We start from the raw sequence: 17,823 nt of genomic DNA, 5'->3' as shown, positions 1-17,823 counted from the left end.
CACGGCGTTGAAACAGTGAAGGTCTTCATCAGCGGTGTAAGGCGCGGTGTCACCAGGACCATCGCGAAACTGCTGCGACGACGAAGCGCCATCGAACCAATGACGGGCCATATGAAAGCCGACGGACGTCTGACCCGATGCCCACTCAAAGGAACCGAAGGTGATGCCCTTTTCGCGGGCCTCTGCGGCTGCGGTCACAACATCCGCATGATCCTGCGAAACCTGAGGGTCTGTCTGTGCCATTTCATCTGGCTGATCACACTGCTCCGAGGGTTCACCCCCGGCGCCGACCGCCATCAAAGGCCGCAAATCGCCGCCGGAGCCCGTTGACCAGCATCGACTACTTTTTTGTTCCAGAAAATCACGAGCTGCTAGGCTACCGGCTGCATGACGAAGTCGTGGCGGTAAATCTCGCCATACACAACGAAGGCAGCGGCGGCAATGGCGTGATAGGTTCCGGTTTGGGCGAGCCGCTGGGCGATCAGGGGCAGTTCAAAGGTGCCGGGGACGTCGAAGGCGTCGACCTGTGCCCCGGGCGCGCGCTCGGCCAGACAGGCGACGAAGCCTTCGTGGGCGCGCTCCACGATCTCCGCATGCCAGCGGGCTTTGAGAAAGGCGAATCTGAGCGCTTGTGACATGGTCAATGTCCTTTTCCTGCGGGCAGGTCACGCCCGAGCCGGTTGGTGGTCCCGAGCCGCCCGGAGCTTTTCGAAATCGCTGCCGGCATGGTGGCTCGAGCGTGTGAGTGGGCTGGCGGAGACCATGAGAAAGCCCTTGCCGGTCGCCGCACGGTCATGGTCGCCGAACTCTTCCGGAGTGACAAAACGGGCGACGGCATGGTGGCGGGGCGTGGGCTGGAGATATTGGCCGATGGTCAGGAAATCGATCCCGGCCGCACGCATGTCGTCCATCACCTGCCGGACCTCGCCCGTGTCCTCGCCCAGTCCGACCATGATGCCGGATTTGGTGAAGATAGCCGGGTCCAGCTCCTTCACTCGTTGTAGCAGACGCAGCGAGTGGAAATAGCGCGCGCCGGGGCGAACTGCGGGATAAAGGCGCGGGACCGTCTCGAGGTTATGGTTGAACACGTCTGGCCGGGCGGCGATCACGGTTTCGAGCGCCTCCGGGCTGCATTTCAGAAAATCTGGCGTCAGGACCTCGATAGTGGTGCCTGGCGCCTTGTGACGGATCGCGCGGATCGTCTGGGCAAAATGCGCCGCGCCCCCGTCCGCTAGGTCATCGCGGTCGACCGACGTGACCACCACGTGGTTCAGGCCCAGCTTGGCTACCGCATCGGCCACACGGCCCGGTTCGAAGAGGTCAAGCGCGTCGGGACGTCCGGTGGCGACGTTGCAGAAGGTACATCCCCGCGTGCAGATCTCGCCCATGATCATCATTGTAGCGTGGCCCTGTGACCAGCATTCTCCGAGATTGGGGCAACCGGCCTCTTCGCAGACCGTCGTGACACTATGGGTTTCTACAATGGCGCGGGTGCGTTTGTAGCCTGCGCCCGTGCGGGCTTTGACCCGGATCCAGTCTGGCTTGGGCAGGCGGGGAGACGCGCCGCGATGGGCCTTTTCGGGATGGCGCTCCGCGGGGTTGGTCAGATCGCGTGGCATGGGTGTCCTCTCCGCATCAGCGGTTCCAGAGGCCACGGGCGGCCTCCACCGTGTCGAGATAGACGGCAAAGCCGTCTTCATAATGTTGGGCCGCATCGCGGTTCGGCTCGATGATGCTTTCGGCCCTGGTCCAGAGGTCGGCGTCATAGGCTAGCCCCACCGCGTCCATGGCGGCGATGGCCGCACCGCGGGCACCGACCTCGGGCCGGGGGGCAATATGAAGTGGGCGTTGCAGCACATCGGCGACCATCTGGCTCCAGGTTTGAGAGTTTGAGCCACCACCGCAGACCAGCACACGGCCTGTTAGCCCGGCTGCTTCGATGCAGTGCCGCGCGGCATAGGCGACGGATTCGCAGACCGCCCGCACCAGATCGGCGCGGCTGGTGGCTGTGCTGAGCCCTGCGAGCTGCCCCCGGGCGCGCACATCCACAAAGGGCGCGCGTTCGCCGGTGGCCGAAAAGAAGGGCAGGGCGGTTACGCCATTGGCCCCCGGAGGGCTCTGGGCCAGCAGGCCCTCCACATCCGTGTGGGATGCTCCGACGAGGTCCAGAACCCAGTCGAGGGTCGCCGTCCCGACTGTGGCGGGCATGGAGCGAACCCACCGCCCGTCTTGCGGCATACAGAGGGTCATCCCAACCGGCGCACCTCTGGTGTCGACGTGGTCGGTCAGAACTTCGCAGGCCAGAGTGGTTCCGATGATGATCAGCCCGTCGCCGACCTCGCGCAGACCGGCTCCCATGGGGCAGGCCACCAGATCGAATGGTCCGGCATGAACCGGCACGCCTTCGGGCAGTCCGGTCAGGGCCGCGCCCTCCGCGTTCAGAGCAAAGCTCCGACCCGGCGCGGGCATCACCGGCGCCAGCAACCTCCGCATCTCACTCAGGCCGAGAATATCCAGGATCTCCGGATCGTAATCGCGGCGGGCAATATCCAGAAACGGCAAAGACGCGTCCGAAGCATCCGTGACGCGCGCGCCTGTCAGGCGTTGGAGAATTCCGTCCTTCAGGTAGCTCGCCGTGTGGGCGCGTGTGAGCGCGTCCGGATCGCCGTCCCGCAAGGCTGCCATCAGAGGGGCGTGGCTGCCGGGGAAGATGGCATTGGCATTTCGGCGGAACACGGCCTCGAAAGCGCCACTGTCGATCCAGCCCTGAAGATAGGGATTGCCCCGATCGTCCAGCCACGACACTGCGGGGCGCACACCGCGACCGTTTTCATCCAGCAGCCAGAGCCCGTCGCTCTGTCCGGTGATGCCGATGGCGTCTGGCACATGGCCCGGGGCACCACAGACCTCGCGGACCACGTCGCTGACAGCGGTGACGATCTCTTCAAAATCCTGCTCAATTCTGCCGCCGCCGAGCGCCTGCGGAGAGCTGCGGCGAGAGGCAACAGCGAGACAGCGCCCCTCATCCGAGAAGATAACGGCCTTTACCATCGAGGTGCCGAGATCGATGCCAAGTATCATGTGTCCTCCCGAAAGTGCACCAGGTCGCAGGGCGCGGGACCGCGCCTACGGCATCAATGAGCCACATGTTCAATGCAAGATCAAGTGTATCATTTATCAGATGCCTTTCCGCGCCTCTGCAAGCAGCATGGCGGCGCTCCCCTCATCGGTGATCAGATGGGTCGCATATCCGCCGCGCAGGCCCGCCAGAATCGCCTGATGCTTTGACGTACCGCCCGCCACCATCAGCCGCTGCGGAATGTTGCGCAGATCCCCCATGGACAGGCCAATGGGGTGAATCGTCGGCGGCAGATCCACGGGCGCGCCGTCGCCATCAATCCAGCGGCACGCAATATCGGCCACGGCCCCCTTGTTCTCAAGGAACTCCTTTTCGGTGGCGTTCACATAGCCTAGTCGCAGCATGGTCGCCTGCTCTGACAATGAGCCGACGCTAAAGACCACGAGCGATGCGCGGCGCGCCATATCCAGCGCTTCGGCCAGCCCGGGATCGCTGATCAGGCCCGCGGCGGTCTCCGTGTTCCGCACGTAAACCGGCGCGTAGAGAGCGCGAGCGGGTGCCTTGAAGAACTGGCCAACGATTTCGGCAACTTCATAGGGATTTGTTCCCCGGTCGGCATTGTGCAGTCCGCCGATCAACGCGACGGTTTGCATTCCTGGCACTGTCACATCCCCATGCAGTGAGTCGGCCATGGCGCGGAGTGTTCGCCCCCAGCTGACGGCCATGATCGAATTGGGTCGCGCCATTTCCTGCAAAGTCACCGCAGCAACCTGACCCAGCCATCGGCGCTGGGCGATGCTGTCATCGGCTTCGGGAACGATCCTCACGGTTTTCAGGCCGTACAGCTTTTCCAGGTCCCGTTCGACCTCGAAGGTTTCCTGGGGCACGCCAAGCGAGATGGTGACCAGCCCGCTCTGCCGGGCGCGTTGCAAGAGGCGAATCACTGTGCTGCGGCTCACTCCCAGCTTCTTGGCCACATCGCTCTGGGTCATTTCCTCGATGTAGTAGAGCCAGGCCGCGCGGGCCGTATCGCTCGACTTCTTTTCTATCTCCTGCATGGATGTGCCTCTCTGCTACATTTGCTCTATTACCACGATAGATGGCGCATTCCACTCCATGCGTCCAGCCCCGCACCGGTATCGGCGCGACCTATGTGCGCCATTATTCACCTGTGATTCGGGTGGTTCTTGCAGACTGGAAGTGCGGAAAGCCCATATTATTCGGGGTGTGAAGCAAATGATGGGTATCTGGACAAATAGTTCTTGATCGCGGTTTGTGTCATTGATACAAAATACCCAATCTAGGACAAAAGGTGCAAAAATGGAATTGAGCCGAAACCTTCCCAGAGAGACGCTGCTTGAGATGCAGCGCAGGATGCTGCGCATCCGGCTGTTCGACGAGCGGGCCTCAAAGATGGTCAAGCGCGGGTACATTCCCGGAACCGTGCACACGAGCATCGGGCAAGAGGCTCAGGTGGTCGGCGCTTGCATGGCGCTGAACGCGGGCGATCATATGACCGGCAACCACCGCAGCCACGGCCATCCTATTGGGATGGGCTCGCCCCTCGGGCCGCTGATGGCGGAGCTGGTTGGGAAGGCGACCGGTGTATGCGGCGGTAAGGGCGGCTCGCTCCATCTGGCCGATTATGCGGTGGGTAGCCTGGGCGAGTCCGGTATCACCGGGTCGTCGATTCCGATCGCAGTCGGCGCGGGCCTTTCCGCTCAGGTGCTGGGCGAAGACCGGGTGGCTCTGACCTTTTTCGGAGACGGCACAGCGAACCAGGGCGTGCTCTACGAGTCGATGAACCTCGCCTCAGCCTACAAGCTGCCGGCCATCTTTCTCTGCGAAAACAACTTCTACGCCCTGTCTACGCCGTCCCACACGGTGACTGGTGGACGGATCGTGGACCGGGCGGCTGGGTTTGGCATGCCGGGTGTCCGGGTCGAGGACGGTCAGGATGTGCTCGCGGTCTATGATGCGGTGGCCGAGGCGGCCGACCGGGCGCGGCGCGGTGAGGGGCCAAGCCTCGTCGAGGTGATGACTTACCGCTTCCGCGAGCATTCCGAGGGTCTGCGGATCAACGTGGATTACCGTGACGCGGAGGAGAAAGCCTTCTGGACCTCCCGCGATCCGATCATCCTGTTCCGCGAGGCGTTGGTCGCGCGCGACATCGCCTCAACTGAAGAGATGGACGCGCTGGAGGCCGGGATCGAGGAAGAGGTCGAGGCCTGCGCGACCTTTGCACTTGAAAGCCCGGACCCCGATCTCTCGGTCGCGTTCGAGCATCTTTACACCGACCCATACGAGCTGGAGGCTGTGCTGTGAGCATTATGACCTACATCGGCGCAATTGGCGCAGCGCAACAGGAAGCGATGAGTGCCGATGAGCGCGTGATCATCATCGGCGAAGATGTCGAGGCCAATGTATACGGCACCACCGGCGGTGGAAAGCAGCGGGCGGAACAGGGGGATTTTGTCCAGCAATTTGGCCAGAACCGCATCCGCAACACCCCGATTTCCGAAGAGGCTATTGTCGGGACCGCCATTGGTGCAGCGATGACCGGGCTCCGTCCCATCGTTGATCTGTCTTATTCCTCGTTTCTCTACATGGCGATGGACCAGTTCGTGAACCAGGCGGCCAAGAACCGCTATATGTTCGGTGGTCAGAGCTCGATCCCGGTCGTGTTCCGTTCGGCGATGTTCTACGGACTGAACACCGGTGCCCATCACTCCGATCGGCCCTATCCCATGTTCATGAACGTGCCGGGGCTGAAGATCATGGCGCCGGCGTCGGCAGCTGACGCCAAGGGTCTGCTGCGCAGCGCCATCGACAGCGATGACCCGGTGCTGACCTTCGAGGCGGTTCCGCTTTGGGGGCAGAAAGAAGAAGTCCCGGAAGAAGAATACCGTATTCCCTTTGGGGTCGCGCGTACGCGGCGCGAGGGGGCGGATGTGACCGTAGTGGGTATTTCCGGCTCGGTGCCGCTGGCCTTGCAGGCTGCGGAGGACATGGCTGCGCGCGGTGTGTCCTGCGAAGTGATTGACCCACGCACTCTGGTGCCGCTCGACAGTGACGCCATCGTGAGGTCGGTTGAGAAGACCGGCCGGCTGGTGATCGCCGAACCTGCACACCGAACCTGCGGTGCCGCCGCTGAGATCGCCGCCCTCGTCGCGGACAAGGCGCACCACGCTCTGGTGGCCCCGATCAAGCGGGTCTGCGCGCTCGATATGCAAGTGCCCTTCAGCCCTGCGCTGGAAGCCCAGATCTATCCCACCAGAGAGCGCATCGTCGCCGCCATCGAGGCGGTCTGCGCGGACCAGTTAATGTCAGAAAATCGGAGAGTTGGCTGATGAAAGTCGAAGTTTTGCTGCCCCAGTGGGGCATGGGCATGAGCGAAGGCACCGTGACCGAGTGGCTGAAGAATATCGGCGACCGTGTCGAAGAGGATGAGCCTCTCGCTGAGATCGAGGCCGAGAAAGCGACCCAGGAGCTGGAGTCGCCAGCGACCGGGGTTCTCTCCGAGATCCTCGTGCAGAGCGGCGAAGACGCCAAGGTCCGGACCGTCATCGCGATCATCGAGACCGACGACTGACCTTGCACCGATCTGCGGCGCGCCTCCCGCGCCGCAGATCACCCAAGCGCCCTCGTGGGCGAAACAAGGGATACCCACGCCATGTCCAGCCCTGATCAGAACACTGCCCCACGCCCCGGTCCGGGAGCCGTCTACGATCTCGTGGTGATCGGCGCTGGGATCAATGGTCTGGGCATTGCCCGCGATGCCGCTGCGCGCGGTCTGCGTGTCGCTCTGATCGAGAAGGAGGATATCGGCAGCGGCACATCCAGCTGGTCGGGTCGGCTTATCCATGGGGGTTTGCGCTATCTGGAGCAGGGCGATGTGGCACTGGTGCGGGAGTCTCTGCGAGAGCGGGAACGCCTGTTCCGCCTCGCGCCCCATATCGTCAAGCCGGTCCCACTGATGATGCCGTTTTACGCCCATAATCGTCGGTCAAGCTGGACAATTCGGGCCGGGATGCTGGCCTATGACGTGCTGTCTTTCGACAAGTCGCCCCCCAATCATACGGTGCTGTCCCGTGAGGACACCTTGCGCCGTTTTCCGGAGATGAATGGTGACGGGCTGGTGGGCTCTGCGATCTTCTATGACGGACAAGTGGTCTGGTCTGAACGGCTCTGCGCCGAGGTCGCGTTACAGGCCGCCGCCGAGGGCTGTCACATTTTTACCCACTCACGGGTGGATGGCTTCACCCAGGAGGGCGAGACCCTGACGGGTGCGTCCTTTGTCGACGAGATCACCGGCGCGCGAGCCACGCTGGCAACGCGGCTGGCGGTGAACGCAGCCGGCCCTTGGGTCGATACGGTGCTCAAGGGGCAACCCGCTGGCGGCAAGCGCCATATCGGCGGTGCAAAGGGCAGCCATCTGGTGGTCGACCCCTTCCCGGGCGCGCCCGCAGATGTCGTATACTACGAATCTCGCGCCGATGGGCGGCTGGTTCTGGTGATCCCGTGGGGCGAGAAATACCTGATCGGCACCACGGATAAGAAGTTCGACGAGGACCCCGATCTGGCCCGCGCTGATGACGCGGAAGTTGAGTATCTCCTCGGCGAGGTGAACAGTCTGATCCCGACGGCGAACCTGACCGAAGAAGATATCCTCTACACGTATAGCGGTGTTCGTCCGTTGCCTTTTGTCCCGGCGCAATCGGAGTGGAAGGTGCCGCGCAGCCACGTCATTCACGATCACGCACCCCAGTGTCGGGGGCTTCTGTCGATCATAGGCGGCAAGCTGACGACCTATCGCAGTCTCGCCGAAGAGACCGTGGACGAGGTATTCGCCCAGCTCGGTCGTAAGGCGCCTCCGTGTACTACGGCGCGGGCGGTGTTTCCCGGCGCGCGGGTGGCGGATTGGGATGCCTATCGCACCCAGCTTGTCGCGACCACGCAGGTCCCCTCCGCGACGGTGGAGCGGCTCGTCGGGATCTACGGGGCCCGGGCGGGAGATATCCTCGCCATTGGTGCCGAAGATCCCCGCCTGCTGGAGAGCTTCGACCCGGAAACCGGCGCTATCGGGGCCGAACTGGTCTTTACCTATGAGACCGAGTTCTGCCGAACGCTGACCGACGCGCTGATCCGCCGGATCATGGTGGGGCTGAACGGCACCTGTGGCCGCGCCTCACTCGACCGGGCCGCCGCGATCCTCGCCGAACGGCAAGGCTGGAGTGATACCCGCCGGATCCACGAAATCGAAGATTACCTTCGTTATATCAGCCGCTTCGATGTGCCGGGCCGCACCAGTCCCGCCTCAACTGCTGCTGCGGAATGACCTCAAGCTGAACCCTGGAGACAGTGCCATGAACCCCCAGTCCGATCCCCGATCCTTCATCGAGAATGCCCGCCGTGGCGGCTATGCCGTCGGTGCCTATAATATGCATAACGAAGAGACTACCGAGGCGCTGCTCTGGGCGGCAGAGCAGGCCGATTCTCCGATCTTCATGCAGGTCGGGCGGGCGATCATCCCCCATATGGGTGTGGCCCGGGCCTTCGAGATGACCCGCCGCATCGCCGAACGCTCCAATGCGAAATATGTCATCCATCTGGATCACGGCTCTTGGGACGAGGTGCTCGAGGCGATCAGGCTTGGCTTTACCTCGGTCATGTATGACGGCGCCCATCTGCCTTTTGAGGAGAATATCGAGACCACCCGCAAGATCGTCGAGATCGCCCATGCGTTCGGTATTCCGGTCGAGGCGGAACTGGGCAAGATCCCGGATGCCGACGAAACCGTTAACTGGGAAGATTACTATACCGACGTCGAAGAGGCCCGCCGCTTTGTGGCCGAGACGGGCATCGATTATCTGGCGATTTCGGTGGGCATCGTGCACGGCGTTGTGCCGGGTCTCCAGCAGCAACCGATCAGCATCCAGCGCATCCGTGAGATCAAGGCCGCGACCGGGATCCCCCTGGTGTTGCACGGCGCATCCGGTCTGACCGACCGCGAAGTACAGGAGGCCAAGGCTGCGGGGGTGCACAAGTTCAACGCTGACACCGATCTGCGCCACGCCTTCCGGGCGGGTCTGGAATCGGTCTTTGCCCAAGGCGACCGCCAGCTCGAAGAGGCCATGGCCGAGGGCCGCGCCCGCATGGTGGACGCGACTATCGAAAAGATGCGCCAGTACGGTTGCGCTGGCAAAGCCGCGCCCGCCCGCGCCGCGTGAGGGAGAGGATCCGATGACTGACACGCTCCTCGCGGACCCCGAAGGACGCCTGCGCCCGCTGGGAAAAACCGAGAAACTGATGGTCCGCGCCATGAATGCAGCCTGGGCGGCGCCGATGTTTCAGGTGACCGTCGAGGTGGATATGTCCGCCGCCTCGTCCCGTCGCAGCCCGGGTGTGACGCTCACGGACGTGATCCTCTCCGATTGCGCTGCAACGCTCGCCCGGCACCCTGGCATCAACGCCCATTGGGGTGAGGCGGGTGTGGTCGAATTTGACAGCGTCAATCTCGGCCTCGCCGTCGCCTCCGAGCGCGGGCTCACTGTGCCGGTCATCCACGGCGCCGAGACCCTGAGCCTCAGCGGCATCGCCGAGCGGCGCGGCGCTCTGGTCGAGAAAGTCCGGGCCGGGCGTATCGCTATCGCCGAAGTGATGGGCGGCACGTTCACCGTCAGCAATCTCGGTATGTTTGGGGTCGCGCGGTTCACGGCGATTATAAATCCGCCTCAGGTCGCGATCCTTGCGGTTGGCGGGACGACCATGCGGCAGGTCTGGAATGACGGCGCGCCCGAGTGGCGTCCGATCGCCGAGTTCAGCCTGACCAGCGACCATCGTGCCGTGGACGGCGCCCGCGCGGCGTCTTTCCTTGCCGATCTGAAGACCCGCCTCGAAGGGGGCGATGCAAAGTGATGTTCTCCGGGCAAAAAACCTTGCCCGGGAAACGCTCGATAGACCTAAAATAACCTGATGGAGGATTTGGTTATGACTGCAAGCACACTGCCCCGTCGTCGTCTCGTTGCCACTCTGCTTGGGGCAACCTGTGCCCTCGCGCTGGCCCCGTCGCTCGCGACGGCTGCGGATAAGCCAGTGATCGGCGTCGCCGTGGCGGACCAGAAATCCCTGTTCTACATTGCCGCCGTCGACGGCATGAAGGCTGCCGCAGAAGAACTGGGCTACGAGCTGAACGTCCAGTCGGCGAACAACAATGCCCGCCAGCAGATTGATCAGGTGAACAATCTGCTCGTCCAGCAGATCGGCGCGCTCATCTTTACCTCACAGGACAGCACCGCTGCCGCTGCCGGGGTGAAGGCTGCCAATGCCGCCGAGGTTCCAGTCATCGCCGTGGACCAGCGACCTGAATCCGGCGACGGGGTGCTGGCCACCTATATCGCCACCGACAGCGTCAAGGCTGCCCGTGATCTCTGCACCTGGATGTTCGACCAGATGGGCGGCGAAGGTCAGATCGCGATCCTGCACGGTGTTCTTGGCTCGACTGCCGAGCAGCAGCGGACCCAAGGCTGCAACGAGGCGCTGGAGAATTACCCGGGCATCGAGGTTGTGGCCGAGCAGACCGCCAACTGGGACGAAAACGAAGCGTTTAAGGCGACCCAGAACATCCTCACCGCCCATCCCGATCTTGACGCGGTGTTCGGCGAGAGCGACGCCATGTCCCTCGGCGCCGCCAAGGCTGCTCGTCAGGCCGGTCGCGAGGACCTGATTTCGGTGGGCATCGATGGCTTTCCGACCCAGCTCACCGCGATCAAGGAAGGCCTGACTCAGGCCACCATGGCGCAGGTTCCCTACAAGATGGGTCAGATGGCCGTCCAGCAGGCGGTCCAGCTGATCGAAGGCACGGGTGAGCTTCCCGAGCTGCAGTATCAGGACGCGGTTCTGGTGACCGGTGACACGGTCGGCTCTGTCAAGCCGTCGGATTTCTACGGTCCGGCTGCCGACAAGATGTGACGACCCCGGCAGGTCCGGCGCGTCTCCCACGCCGGACCTGCCACCCATGTCCCTGCACGTTTCGGCTCGGAGGAGGCGGGAATGTTCGATCAACACTCAGAAGAGACCGGTCTGGTCTGCCGGGGACTGGTCAAGTCTTATGGCGAAGTCGAGGTGCTGAAATCCATCGACCTGACCGTCAGACCGGGCTCGGTTCTTGGCCTCATCGGTGAGAACGGGGCGGGGAAATCGACTTTCAACAATATCATCGCCGGGGTGGTCCCTGCGAGTGGCGGGGCGATGACCCTCGATGGCACGCCTTACGCGCCCCATTCACCTCATGACGCTCTGGCGCGCGGCGTGGCGCTGATCCATCAGGAAATCCGCCGGCTGCCCGACCTGTCCGTGGCGGAAAACCTCTTTCTCGGGCGCCTGCCCCTGCACAAAGGCCGCGTAGACCGGGCCAGCATGGAAGAGCAGAGCCGCTCGGTGCTGGCGGATCTGGGCGTCTCCCTGAACCCGCGCCGGCCGGTGCGCGGTCTTTCCATGGCACAGCAGCAGGAGATCGAGATCGCGAAGGCGCTCCTGCGCAACCCCCGCTACATCATCTTTGACGAACCGACCGCGTCACTCGGCGAGGCCGATGCCGAGCTGATCTTTGAGCAAATCTACCGGCTCCGGGCCGAAGGGCGTGGGGTGATCTATGTCTCGCACCGGCTGGATGAGATAACTACGCTGGCCGATCACGTGGCCTGCTTCCGCGACGGTCGCAAGGTTGCCGAATGGCATGAGACTCCGGTGGCGAAGCAGGACATGATCAACGCCATGGTCGGGCGGGAATTCACCTTTGCCCATCAGGCGCCCCAACCCAGCCGCACCAAAATCGCGCTGAAGGTTGAGGGGTTAGGCCGGGCGGGTGCGTTCAGTGACATTTCCTTTGAGCTGGCAGAGGGTGAGATCCTCGGCTTTGCCGGTCTGGTCGGAGCGGGCCGCACCGATGTGGTGCGGGCCATCGCAGGTGCTGACCGGGCCGACACCGGCACCATCGAGGTTGATGGCGCTGCGGTTCGCGCCAAATCGCCCAGAGCTGCCATTGCGGCGGGGATCGTCATGGTTCCCGAAGACCGCAAGGGGCTGGGGCTGAATCTCGACCGGACAGCATCGGCGAATATCACGCTGCCCTGGGAGCGGACGCTGGCCCGGTTCGGCATGATCCGCCCGGCGGATGTGCGCGACCTCGGGCAGTCGCAGCGAGAGCGCTTCGATATTCGTGGCCAGATGGGCATCCCGGTGGGTTCGATGTCCGGGGGCAACCAGCAAAAGGTCCTCCTGTCCAAGTGGCTGGTCCGCGACCCCCGCGTGTTTATCGTCGATGAACCCACGCGCGGCGTGGATGTGGGCGCGAAAATGGCGATCTACCAGATCCTCCGCGACCTAGCCGCCAGTGGAATGGGGGTGATCGTTGTCTCGTCCGAGCTCGAAGAGGTGCTCGGATTGTCGCACCGGGTGCTGGTCATGTCCGAAGGCCGCCAAAAGGGCATCCTGTCCCGCGAGGAGGCCAGTCCTGAGCGGGTAATGGCCCTCGCCGTGGGGGACACCTCCCCCATTCTGCAACCCTCAGCATAGGCAGATACCATCATGTCCGATACCAACCATACCGCTGATCTGTCTGGTAAAAGTGTTGCCTTCGCTGCCCGGGAGCGCGAGGGGCACACGACCGTCACCGACCTTCTCAAATCCATCACCCGTGCGATCCCGGGCCCACTCCTGGGGCTCATCCTCGTGTGCATCGTCTTCTCCTGGCTGTCGCCTTACTTTCTGACCACTCGGAACTTCATCAACATCTTCAGTCAGGTCTCCGAGATCGGCATCATGGCGGCCGGCGCAGCCTTGGTGATCCTGATAGGTGGTATCGATTTGTCGGTGGGCGCTGTCCTCGCCGTGAGCCTGATGGTCAATGCCTGGCTCTACCGGGATTTCGGCGTGCCCTTTGCCCTGTCGACCCTCATCGGCCTTGGTGTCGGCGCACTGGTGGGGTTCGTCAATGGCGTGCTCTCGACCTATGGGCGCATCCAGCCGTTCGTGGCGACGCTGGCGACCATGTCGGCCTGCTCGGGCATTGCGCTCTTTGTCACCAATGGCGGGCCGGTCACGGGTTTCCCCGACTGGTTCACCAATCTGGCCACGCTCCGGGTCTTTGGCATCCCGCTGGAGATGATCATCCTCGTCGCAGTTTATCTCTGCGTGGCATTCTGGCTGAATTTCCGGCCCATGGGGCGCGCGCTCTACGCGATCGGCGGCAATGAAGAAGTGGCAAGGCTTTCGGGGATCGACACGCGCAAGGTCAAGGTGCTGGTCTATGTCATCGCCGGACTCCTCGCCGCTCTGGCGGGGCTGATCCTCGGGGCCCGTCTCGACTCGGCGCATCCGACGGCCGGCATCGCGGATCTGTTGTCGGTTATCGCCGTGGTGGTGATTGGCGGAGCGAGCCTCGCAGGCGGGTCGGGCGGCATGTTCGGCACCTTCATCGGGCTCCTGATCATCGGGGTGCTGCGCAACGGTATGGCACTGCTGAACGTCTCGCCCAACCTGCAACCTGTCGTCATCGGCGTCGCCATCATCCTCGCGGTGATGCTCGACCGGCGCTCGCAACACTGACCTGGCGCCTCCGGGCGCTCCACATATCCGATACAGGAGGCTCCTATGGCCCTTGATCTCGCCTTGAGCGATCTCTCCAGACTTGCCCGCGTCCGTAATGTGCTGGCGGAGAACGACCCGAACGGGCAGTTCGCCGAGCTGGGTATGGCGGAGGTCCATATCTCCGACGATGTCCTGCCCTCGCTGACCGAGGTGATTGATCGCCATCTGCGGGCGGCGGGCCGGGTTCCGGGACCCCGGACCCGCGTGTGCATGATCGTTGATCCGGTACGGATCACGCGCGCTGGAACCGATCTCAAAGCCCGCGTCGAGGCGCTCCTGTCGGGTCGCTATGATGCGCAACGCATCATTATCGATGACGGTCATCCAATCCTGCACGCCGACGAGCGGAGCCTTGATGAGGCAGCCGAAGCGAGCGTTGGCGCCGATGTGATCGTCTCGGTTGGGGGAGGCACAATCACCGACATGGCCAAGATCGCCGCCGAGCGCGGCGCGGTGCCGGTGCATGTTGTGGTGCAGACCGCCGCTTCGGTGGATGGTTACACGGATAACTTCTCCGTGGTGCTGCAAAACGGCGTCAAGACAACGCTCCTCTCGCGCTGGCCCGAGGCTGTTCTGACCGACACGCAGGTGATTGCCGAGGCGCCACATTATCTAAACGCTTCCGGTTTCGGGGAGCTCCTGTCGATGTATGTGGCCCCCGGCGACTGGTATCTGGCTGCGCGCATGGGGATGGACCCGAAATACGCCCCTGTCCTGTTGGAGATGCTCAAGCTTTGCGGTGAGGGCGTCGAGGACTGGTGCGAGGGGATCGGGCGCGGCGAAGCTTCGGCCTGTGCCAATCTGGCCACCGCGCTGGCCATGCGGGGCATCGTGACCGGCGTGGGCGGCACCACAGCCTCTTTATCGGGCATGGAGCACCTGATCAGCCACATGTTCGATATGGTGAATGGCGAGTTGCACGAACCGACCGGGCTCCATGGCGCGCAGGTGGGCGTGGGCTCGGTGGTACGTGCCGCCGCATGGGAAGTCTTCTGCGAACGCCGCGATGAGGAGGGACTGGACCCTGCCGCGCTGTTCCCCGAGATTGACGGCTGCGAGGCGCGTGTGACGGAGGCCTTTGCCTGGCTGGACCCCACGGGCCGGATCGGGGCCGAATGCTGGGGCCGCTACCGCAGCAAGCTCAGCATGTGGCACGCCGGTCGTGCGCAAATCCTCGGGGCATTTGACGACTGGGCCGGCCTGCGTGCGGGGCATGATGAGCTGGTCTTTGGCTCCCACGCCATCGCCCGTTACCTGCACCGCGCCGGGGCGCCCAAGCGCTTTTCCGATCTCGACCCCGCCCCCACCTCCGAGCGGATGCGTTGGGTGGTGGCGAATTGCCAGTTCATGCGGGAGCGCTTTACCGTCGCCGATCTTCTGACGCTGGCCGGTTGGTGGGATGAGGCCGGCGTGGCGCGGGTCATGGCCCGCGTCGAGGAGGCTTGCGCCGCTGCCGAAAGGGCAGGGTGATGGGCGATCTTGTCCTTGCCGTCGATTGCTCCACCACGGCCGCCAAGGCGGTGGTCTGGAATCTCGAAGGCCGCGCGGTCAGCATGGGTCGCTCGGGCTTTACACACTCGGCGCCGCATCCAGGCTGGGGAGAACAGGACCCGGTCGACTGGTGGACCGCCACCGTCGAGGCCATCGGCAAGGCTTGCCGGCAGATTGATGTCGCCCGGCTCGCGGCGCTGTCGATAACCCATCAGCGGGAGACGTTCGTCTGCCTCGATGAGGCCGGTCACGCCCTGCGCCCGGCCATGCTGTGGCTCGACACCCGCGCGACGGCGGAGGTGGAGGACTTTGGCAGCGATGCCGTGCACCGGACCACGGGCAAGCCACCCAACACCGCAACAAGCTGGTATAAGCTGCTGTGGCTCCGCGCCCATGAGCCACGTATCCTCGACAGCACAGCGCGGGTTGCGGATGTGCATTCCTATCTGGTCAACCGGCTGACCGGCGAATGGGCGACCTCCTGGGGCAGCGTCGATCCGCTCGGCGTGCTCGATCTGGAGCGCTTTGCGCTGGATGACGGGCTGATTGCGGAGTCGGGCCTCAGCGCCGTACATTTCCCGACGGTCCACGCCCCCGGCACCGTGCTGGGCAAGCTGCACCGTGATGTCGCTGATCTGCTGGGTATCACCCCGGGTCTGCCGGTGGTGGCTGGGCTGGGCGACGGGCAGGCGGCGGGGCTTGGGGTCGGGATCACCCGTCCGGGCGAGGCCTATCTCAATCTCGGTACAGGCATCGTGTCGGGGACGTTTAGCGCAGAATACCGCACCGACCGCACCTTCCGCACCATGACCGGCGGGGTTCCGGGGACCTATCTGCTTGAGACGTTCTTTGGCGGCGGCACCTATAATGTGACCTGGTTCAATGAGCGGTTCTCCGGCATCGGACCGAAGCCATTTGGTCTCGATCTGTCGCCTGAGCAGATCCTCGAAGCGGCGGCCGCGGATTTGCCCGCCGGATCCGAGGGGCTGCTGGCCCTCCCGTACCTCACCGGCGTGCTGACGCCCTATTGGGACAGCAACGCGCGTGGCGTCCTCTTTGGTCTCAGCCCCCGCCACGGCAAGGCGCATATCTACCGCGCGATCCTCGAAGGGCTCGCGCTCGAACAGCGGCTCTCGACCTTTGGTGCCGAAGACGTGCTCGGCGCGCGGACAGCGCATTTCCGGCTGATGGGGGGCGGGACCCATAGCCCGCTCTGGTGTCAGATTGTCTCCGATGTGCTGGAGCGCCCGGTGGAGATTGCCCGCGAAGCCGAGGCCACCTGCCTCGGCGCCGGAATGCTGGCCGCTGCCGGTGTCGGGCTTTTCGACAGTATCGAAGACGCCGCCGCGACCATGAGCGGGGGTGGGCGTGGCTATGCGCCCGACCCGGCCCAAAGCGCCCGATACGCCGCATTGTTTGAGGTTTACCGGGACCTCTATCCCTCCCTCCGCGACCAGTTCGCGCGCCTCAAGGATGTGATGAATGAGCTTCGATGACCGCCCGACCGCTGTAACCGATACCCCCCCGATGCTGCCCCTCGCCGAAGCCTGGGCGCGTTACGAGGCGATCCGTGACCGCCTGCCTGCCGCAAAATCCCCTGGCGTTCCGTGGCGCGTCGGGGGCTTGTTGGAGGTGGCAGGCGAGTTCGATGGTTTCCTATTTGACAGCTTCGGTGTCCTGAATGTGGGTGAGACCGCCATTCCGGGCGCTGCTGCCTGCCTCGACGCTCTCCGAAGCCAAGGCAAGAAGATCCGCATCCTGACCAACGCGGCGAGCTACATCGGCGATGCGGCGCTGGCCAAGTATCAGTCCCCTAGCAACTGTATTTCTCAATCCGGCTGAGAAGCCCATTTCTGGCGAGATTTGCACAGCGCGTTTGCGATTGTGACGAGCTTTCGCGCGACGGCCGTGACAATGACTTTGTGTGGCTTCCCCGCAGTTTGAGGGCGTTGTGCGAGTGTTTTCAGGATTGGATTGTGGTGACTGGCTACCAGAGCGGCCTGGAACATCACATGACGAAGAGAACGTCTCCCACCTGCGATGGCGCGTTTCCCGCGCAATGCGCCGCTTTCATGTGCGATGGGGGCAAGTCCAGTCAGTGCGGCGGCTTGTTCGCCTGTAATCTGTCCAGGTTCAGGCATTTCCGCGATCAGCATTGCGACTGTAACCGGGCCTGTCGCTGAAACAGAGCGCAGGATTTCGGCGGTTTGGAACATCTCGTCATCTGAGATGATGGTGTGTTTGATCTGTGCTTCAATTTCGGCAATCTGACGATGAACTTCGTCTCTGTTTCGGGGCAGTCTGATTGTTGATCCTACGCGGCCATTTTCGAACTCATTTCTGTGAACGCCTGAACCGGTGTCTGGTAGCCGATGGCTGAATGGCGGCGTTGGCGGCCTGTAGAAGACCTCGATGTACCCGAAGATCGCGGCCCTGGCCTGTTCCCGGGGTCCGAACCGATGGCGATGGACCAGCTCCTTCTTCAGCGAAGAAAAGAAGCTCTCCATCGGGGCGTTCTGCGCCTTCAAACGATCCCCCGGTTCGTTCGATCCGCTGGCGCGGACCAGCTTGAACCCGAGGCACTGACCCTTGCGGCTCATGGA

General features: G+C 63.5%; 16 protein-coding genes and 2 pseudogenes. 13 read left to right on the top strand and 5 right to left on the bottom strand.

Annotated features, from left to right (window positions below):
* Positions 1 to 330, top strand: a pseudogene (locus FEV53_RS12445) (hypothetical protein); the annotation flags it as partial.
* Positions 331 to 377: 47 nt separating this feature from the next.
* On the opposite strand, the pseudogene FEV53_RS12440 reads toward FEV53_RS12445, so the two are convergent.
* From FEV53_RS12440 to FEV53_RS12425, 4 genes and pseudogenes are all read right to left on the bottom strand, one after another.
* A pseudogene (locus FEV53_RS12440) lies at positions 378 to 638 on the bottom strand (6,7-dimethyl-8-ribityllumazine synthase); the annotation flags it as partial.
* A gap of 27 nt (positions 639 to 665) precedes the next feature.
* Positions 666 to 1,619, bottom strand: a complete 954-nt coding sequence (gene lipA / locus FEV53_RS12435) for a lipoyl synthase (RefSeq protein ID WP_142835133.1) — start codon at positions 1,617 to 1,619, stop codon at positions 666 to 668.
* A 16-nt stretch (positions 1,620 to 1,635) separates the two neighbouring features.
* Positions 1,636 to 3,081: an FGGY-family carbohydrate kinase gene (locus tag FEV53_RS12430; RefSeq protein WP_142835131.1), complete on the bottom strand. Its 1,446-nt coding sequence runs from the start codon at positions 3,079 to 3,081 to the stop codon at positions 1,636 to 1,638.
* A 96-nt stretch (positions 3,082 to 3,177) separates the two neighbouring features.
* Complete coding sequence (locus FEV53_RS12425) at positions 3,178 to 4,137, bottom strand: sugar-binding transcriptional regulator (RefSeq protein WP_142835129.1); 960 nt, start codon at positions 4,135 to 4,137, stop codon at positions 3,178 to 3,180.
* Between the two features lie 262 nt (positions 4,138 to 4,399).
* On the opposite strand from FEV53_RS12425, the gene FEV53_RS12420 reads away from it, so the two are divergent.
* The 12 genes from FEV53_RS12420 (at position 4,400) to FEV53_RS12365 (ending at position 17,062) form a co-directional block, all read left to right on the top strand.
* Positions 4,400 to 5,404 (top strand): thiamine pyrophosphate-dependent dehydrogenase E1 component subunit alpha, encoded by a 1,005-nt coding sequence (locus FEV53_RS12420; protein ID WP_221931612.1) that lies wholly within the window; start codon positions 4,400 to 4,402, stop codon positions 5,402 to 5,404.
* Positions 5,405 to 5,409: 5 nt separating this feature from the next.
* Positions 5,410 to 6,429 (top strand): alpha-ketoacid dehydrogenase subunit beta, encoded by a 1,020-nt coding sequence (locus tag FEV53_RS12415; protein WP_246100804.1) that lies wholly within the window; start codon positions 5,410 to 5,412, stop codon positions 6,427 to 6,429.
* On the top strand, positions 6,429 to 6,671 hold the full coding sequence (locus tag FEV53_RS12410; protein WP_142835125.1) for a biotin/lipoyl-containing protein: 243 nt from the start codon (positions 6,429 to 6,431) through the stop codon (positions 6,669 to 6,671). The genes FEV53_RS12415 and FEV53_RS12410 overlap by 1 nt, the downstream gene beginning before the upstream one ends.
* Before the next feature lie 81 nt (positions 6,672 to 6,752).
* Positions 6,753 to 8,417: a glycerol-3-phosphate dehydrogenase/oxidase gene (locus FEV53_RS12405; RefSeq protein WP_142835124.1), complete on the top strand. Its 1,665-nt coding sequence runs from the start codon at positions 6,753 to 6,755 to the stop codon at positions 8,415 to 8,417.
* Between the two features lie 28 nt (positions 8,418 to 8,445).
* Positions 8,446 to 9,309: a class II fructose-bisphosphate aldolase gene (locus tag FEV53_RS12400; RefSeq protein WP_142835122.1), complete on the top strand. Its 864-nt coding sequence runs from the start codon at positions 8,446 to 8,448 to the stop codon at positions 9,307 to 9,309.
* Between the two features lie 13 nt (positions 9,310 to 9,322).
* Entirely contained in the window at positions 9,323 to 9,997 is a 675-nt protein-coding gene (locus FEV53_RS12395) for a 2-oxo acid dehydrogenase subunit E2 (RefSeq protein ID WP_142835120.1), read from the top strand.
* A gap of 72 nt (positions 9,998 to 10,069) precedes the next feature.
* Positions 10,070 to 11,050 carry a substrate-binding domain-containing protein gene (locus FEV53_RS12390; protein WP_185962189.1) on the top strand — a complete coding sequence of 327 codons (981 nt, stop codon included), beginning with the start codon at positions 10,070 to 10,072 and terminating at the stop codon, positions 11,048 to 11,050.
* Positions 11,051 to 11,131: 81 nt separating this feature from the next.
* Positions 11,132 to 12,655, top strand: coding sequence for a sugar ABC transporter ATP-binding protein (locus tag FEV53_RS12385; RefSeq protein ID WP_142835116.1), 1,524 nt, complete (start codon positions 11,132 to 11,134; stop codon positions 12,653 to 12,655).
* A gap of 12 nt (positions 12,656 to 12,667) precedes the next feature.
* Complete coding sequence (locus tag FEV53_RS12380; protein WP_142835114.1) at positions 12,668 to 13,687, top strand: ABC transporter permease; 1,020 nt, start codon at positions 12,668 to 12,670, stop codon at positions 13,685 to 13,687.
* A 45-nt stretch (positions 13,688 to 13,732) separates the two neighbouring features.
* On the top strand, positions 13,733 to 15,199 hold the full coding sequence (locus FEV53_RS12375; RefSeq protein WP_142835112.1) for an iron-containing alcohol dehydrogenase: 1,467 nt from the start codon (positions 13,733 to 13,735) through the stop codon (positions 15,197 to 15,199).
* Positions 15,199 to 16,716, top strand: a complete 1,518-nt coding sequence (locus FEV53_RS12370) for a xylulokinase (RefSeq protein WP_142835110.1) — start codon at positions 15,199 to 15,201, stop codon at positions 16,714 to 16,716. The genes FEV53_RS12375 and FEV53_RS12370 overlap by 1 nt, the downstream gene beginning before the upstream one ends.
* Entirely contained in the window at positions 16,703 to 17,062 is a 360-nt protein-coding gene (locus FEV53_RS12365; protein WP_142835109.1) for an HAD family hydrolase, read from the top strand. Before FEV53_RS12370 ends, FEV53_RS12365 begins: the two co-directional genes overlap by 14 nt.
* On the opposite strand, the gene FEV53_RS12360 is transcribed toward FEV53_RS12365, so the two are convergent.
* Positions 17,050 to 17,820, bottom strand: coding sequence for a transposase (locus tag FEV53_RS12360; protein ID WP_142835107.1), 771 nt, complete (start codon positions 17,818 to 17,820; stop codon positions 17,050 to 17,052). The genes FEV53_RS12365 and FEV53_RS12360 overlap by 13 nt on opposite strands.
* Between the last annotated feature and the right edge of the window lie 3 nt (positions 17,821 to 17,823).

The sequence above is a fragment of the Palleronia caenipelagi genome (assembly GCF_007004065.1).
Taxonomy (GTDB): Bacteria; Pseudomonadota; Alphaproteobacteria; order Rhodobacterales; family Rhodobacteraceae; genus Palleronia; species Palleronia caenipelagi.
The sequence above is the reverse complement of the archived record's forward strand: the minus strand, read 5'-3'. Positions and strand labels throughout refer to the sequence as shown.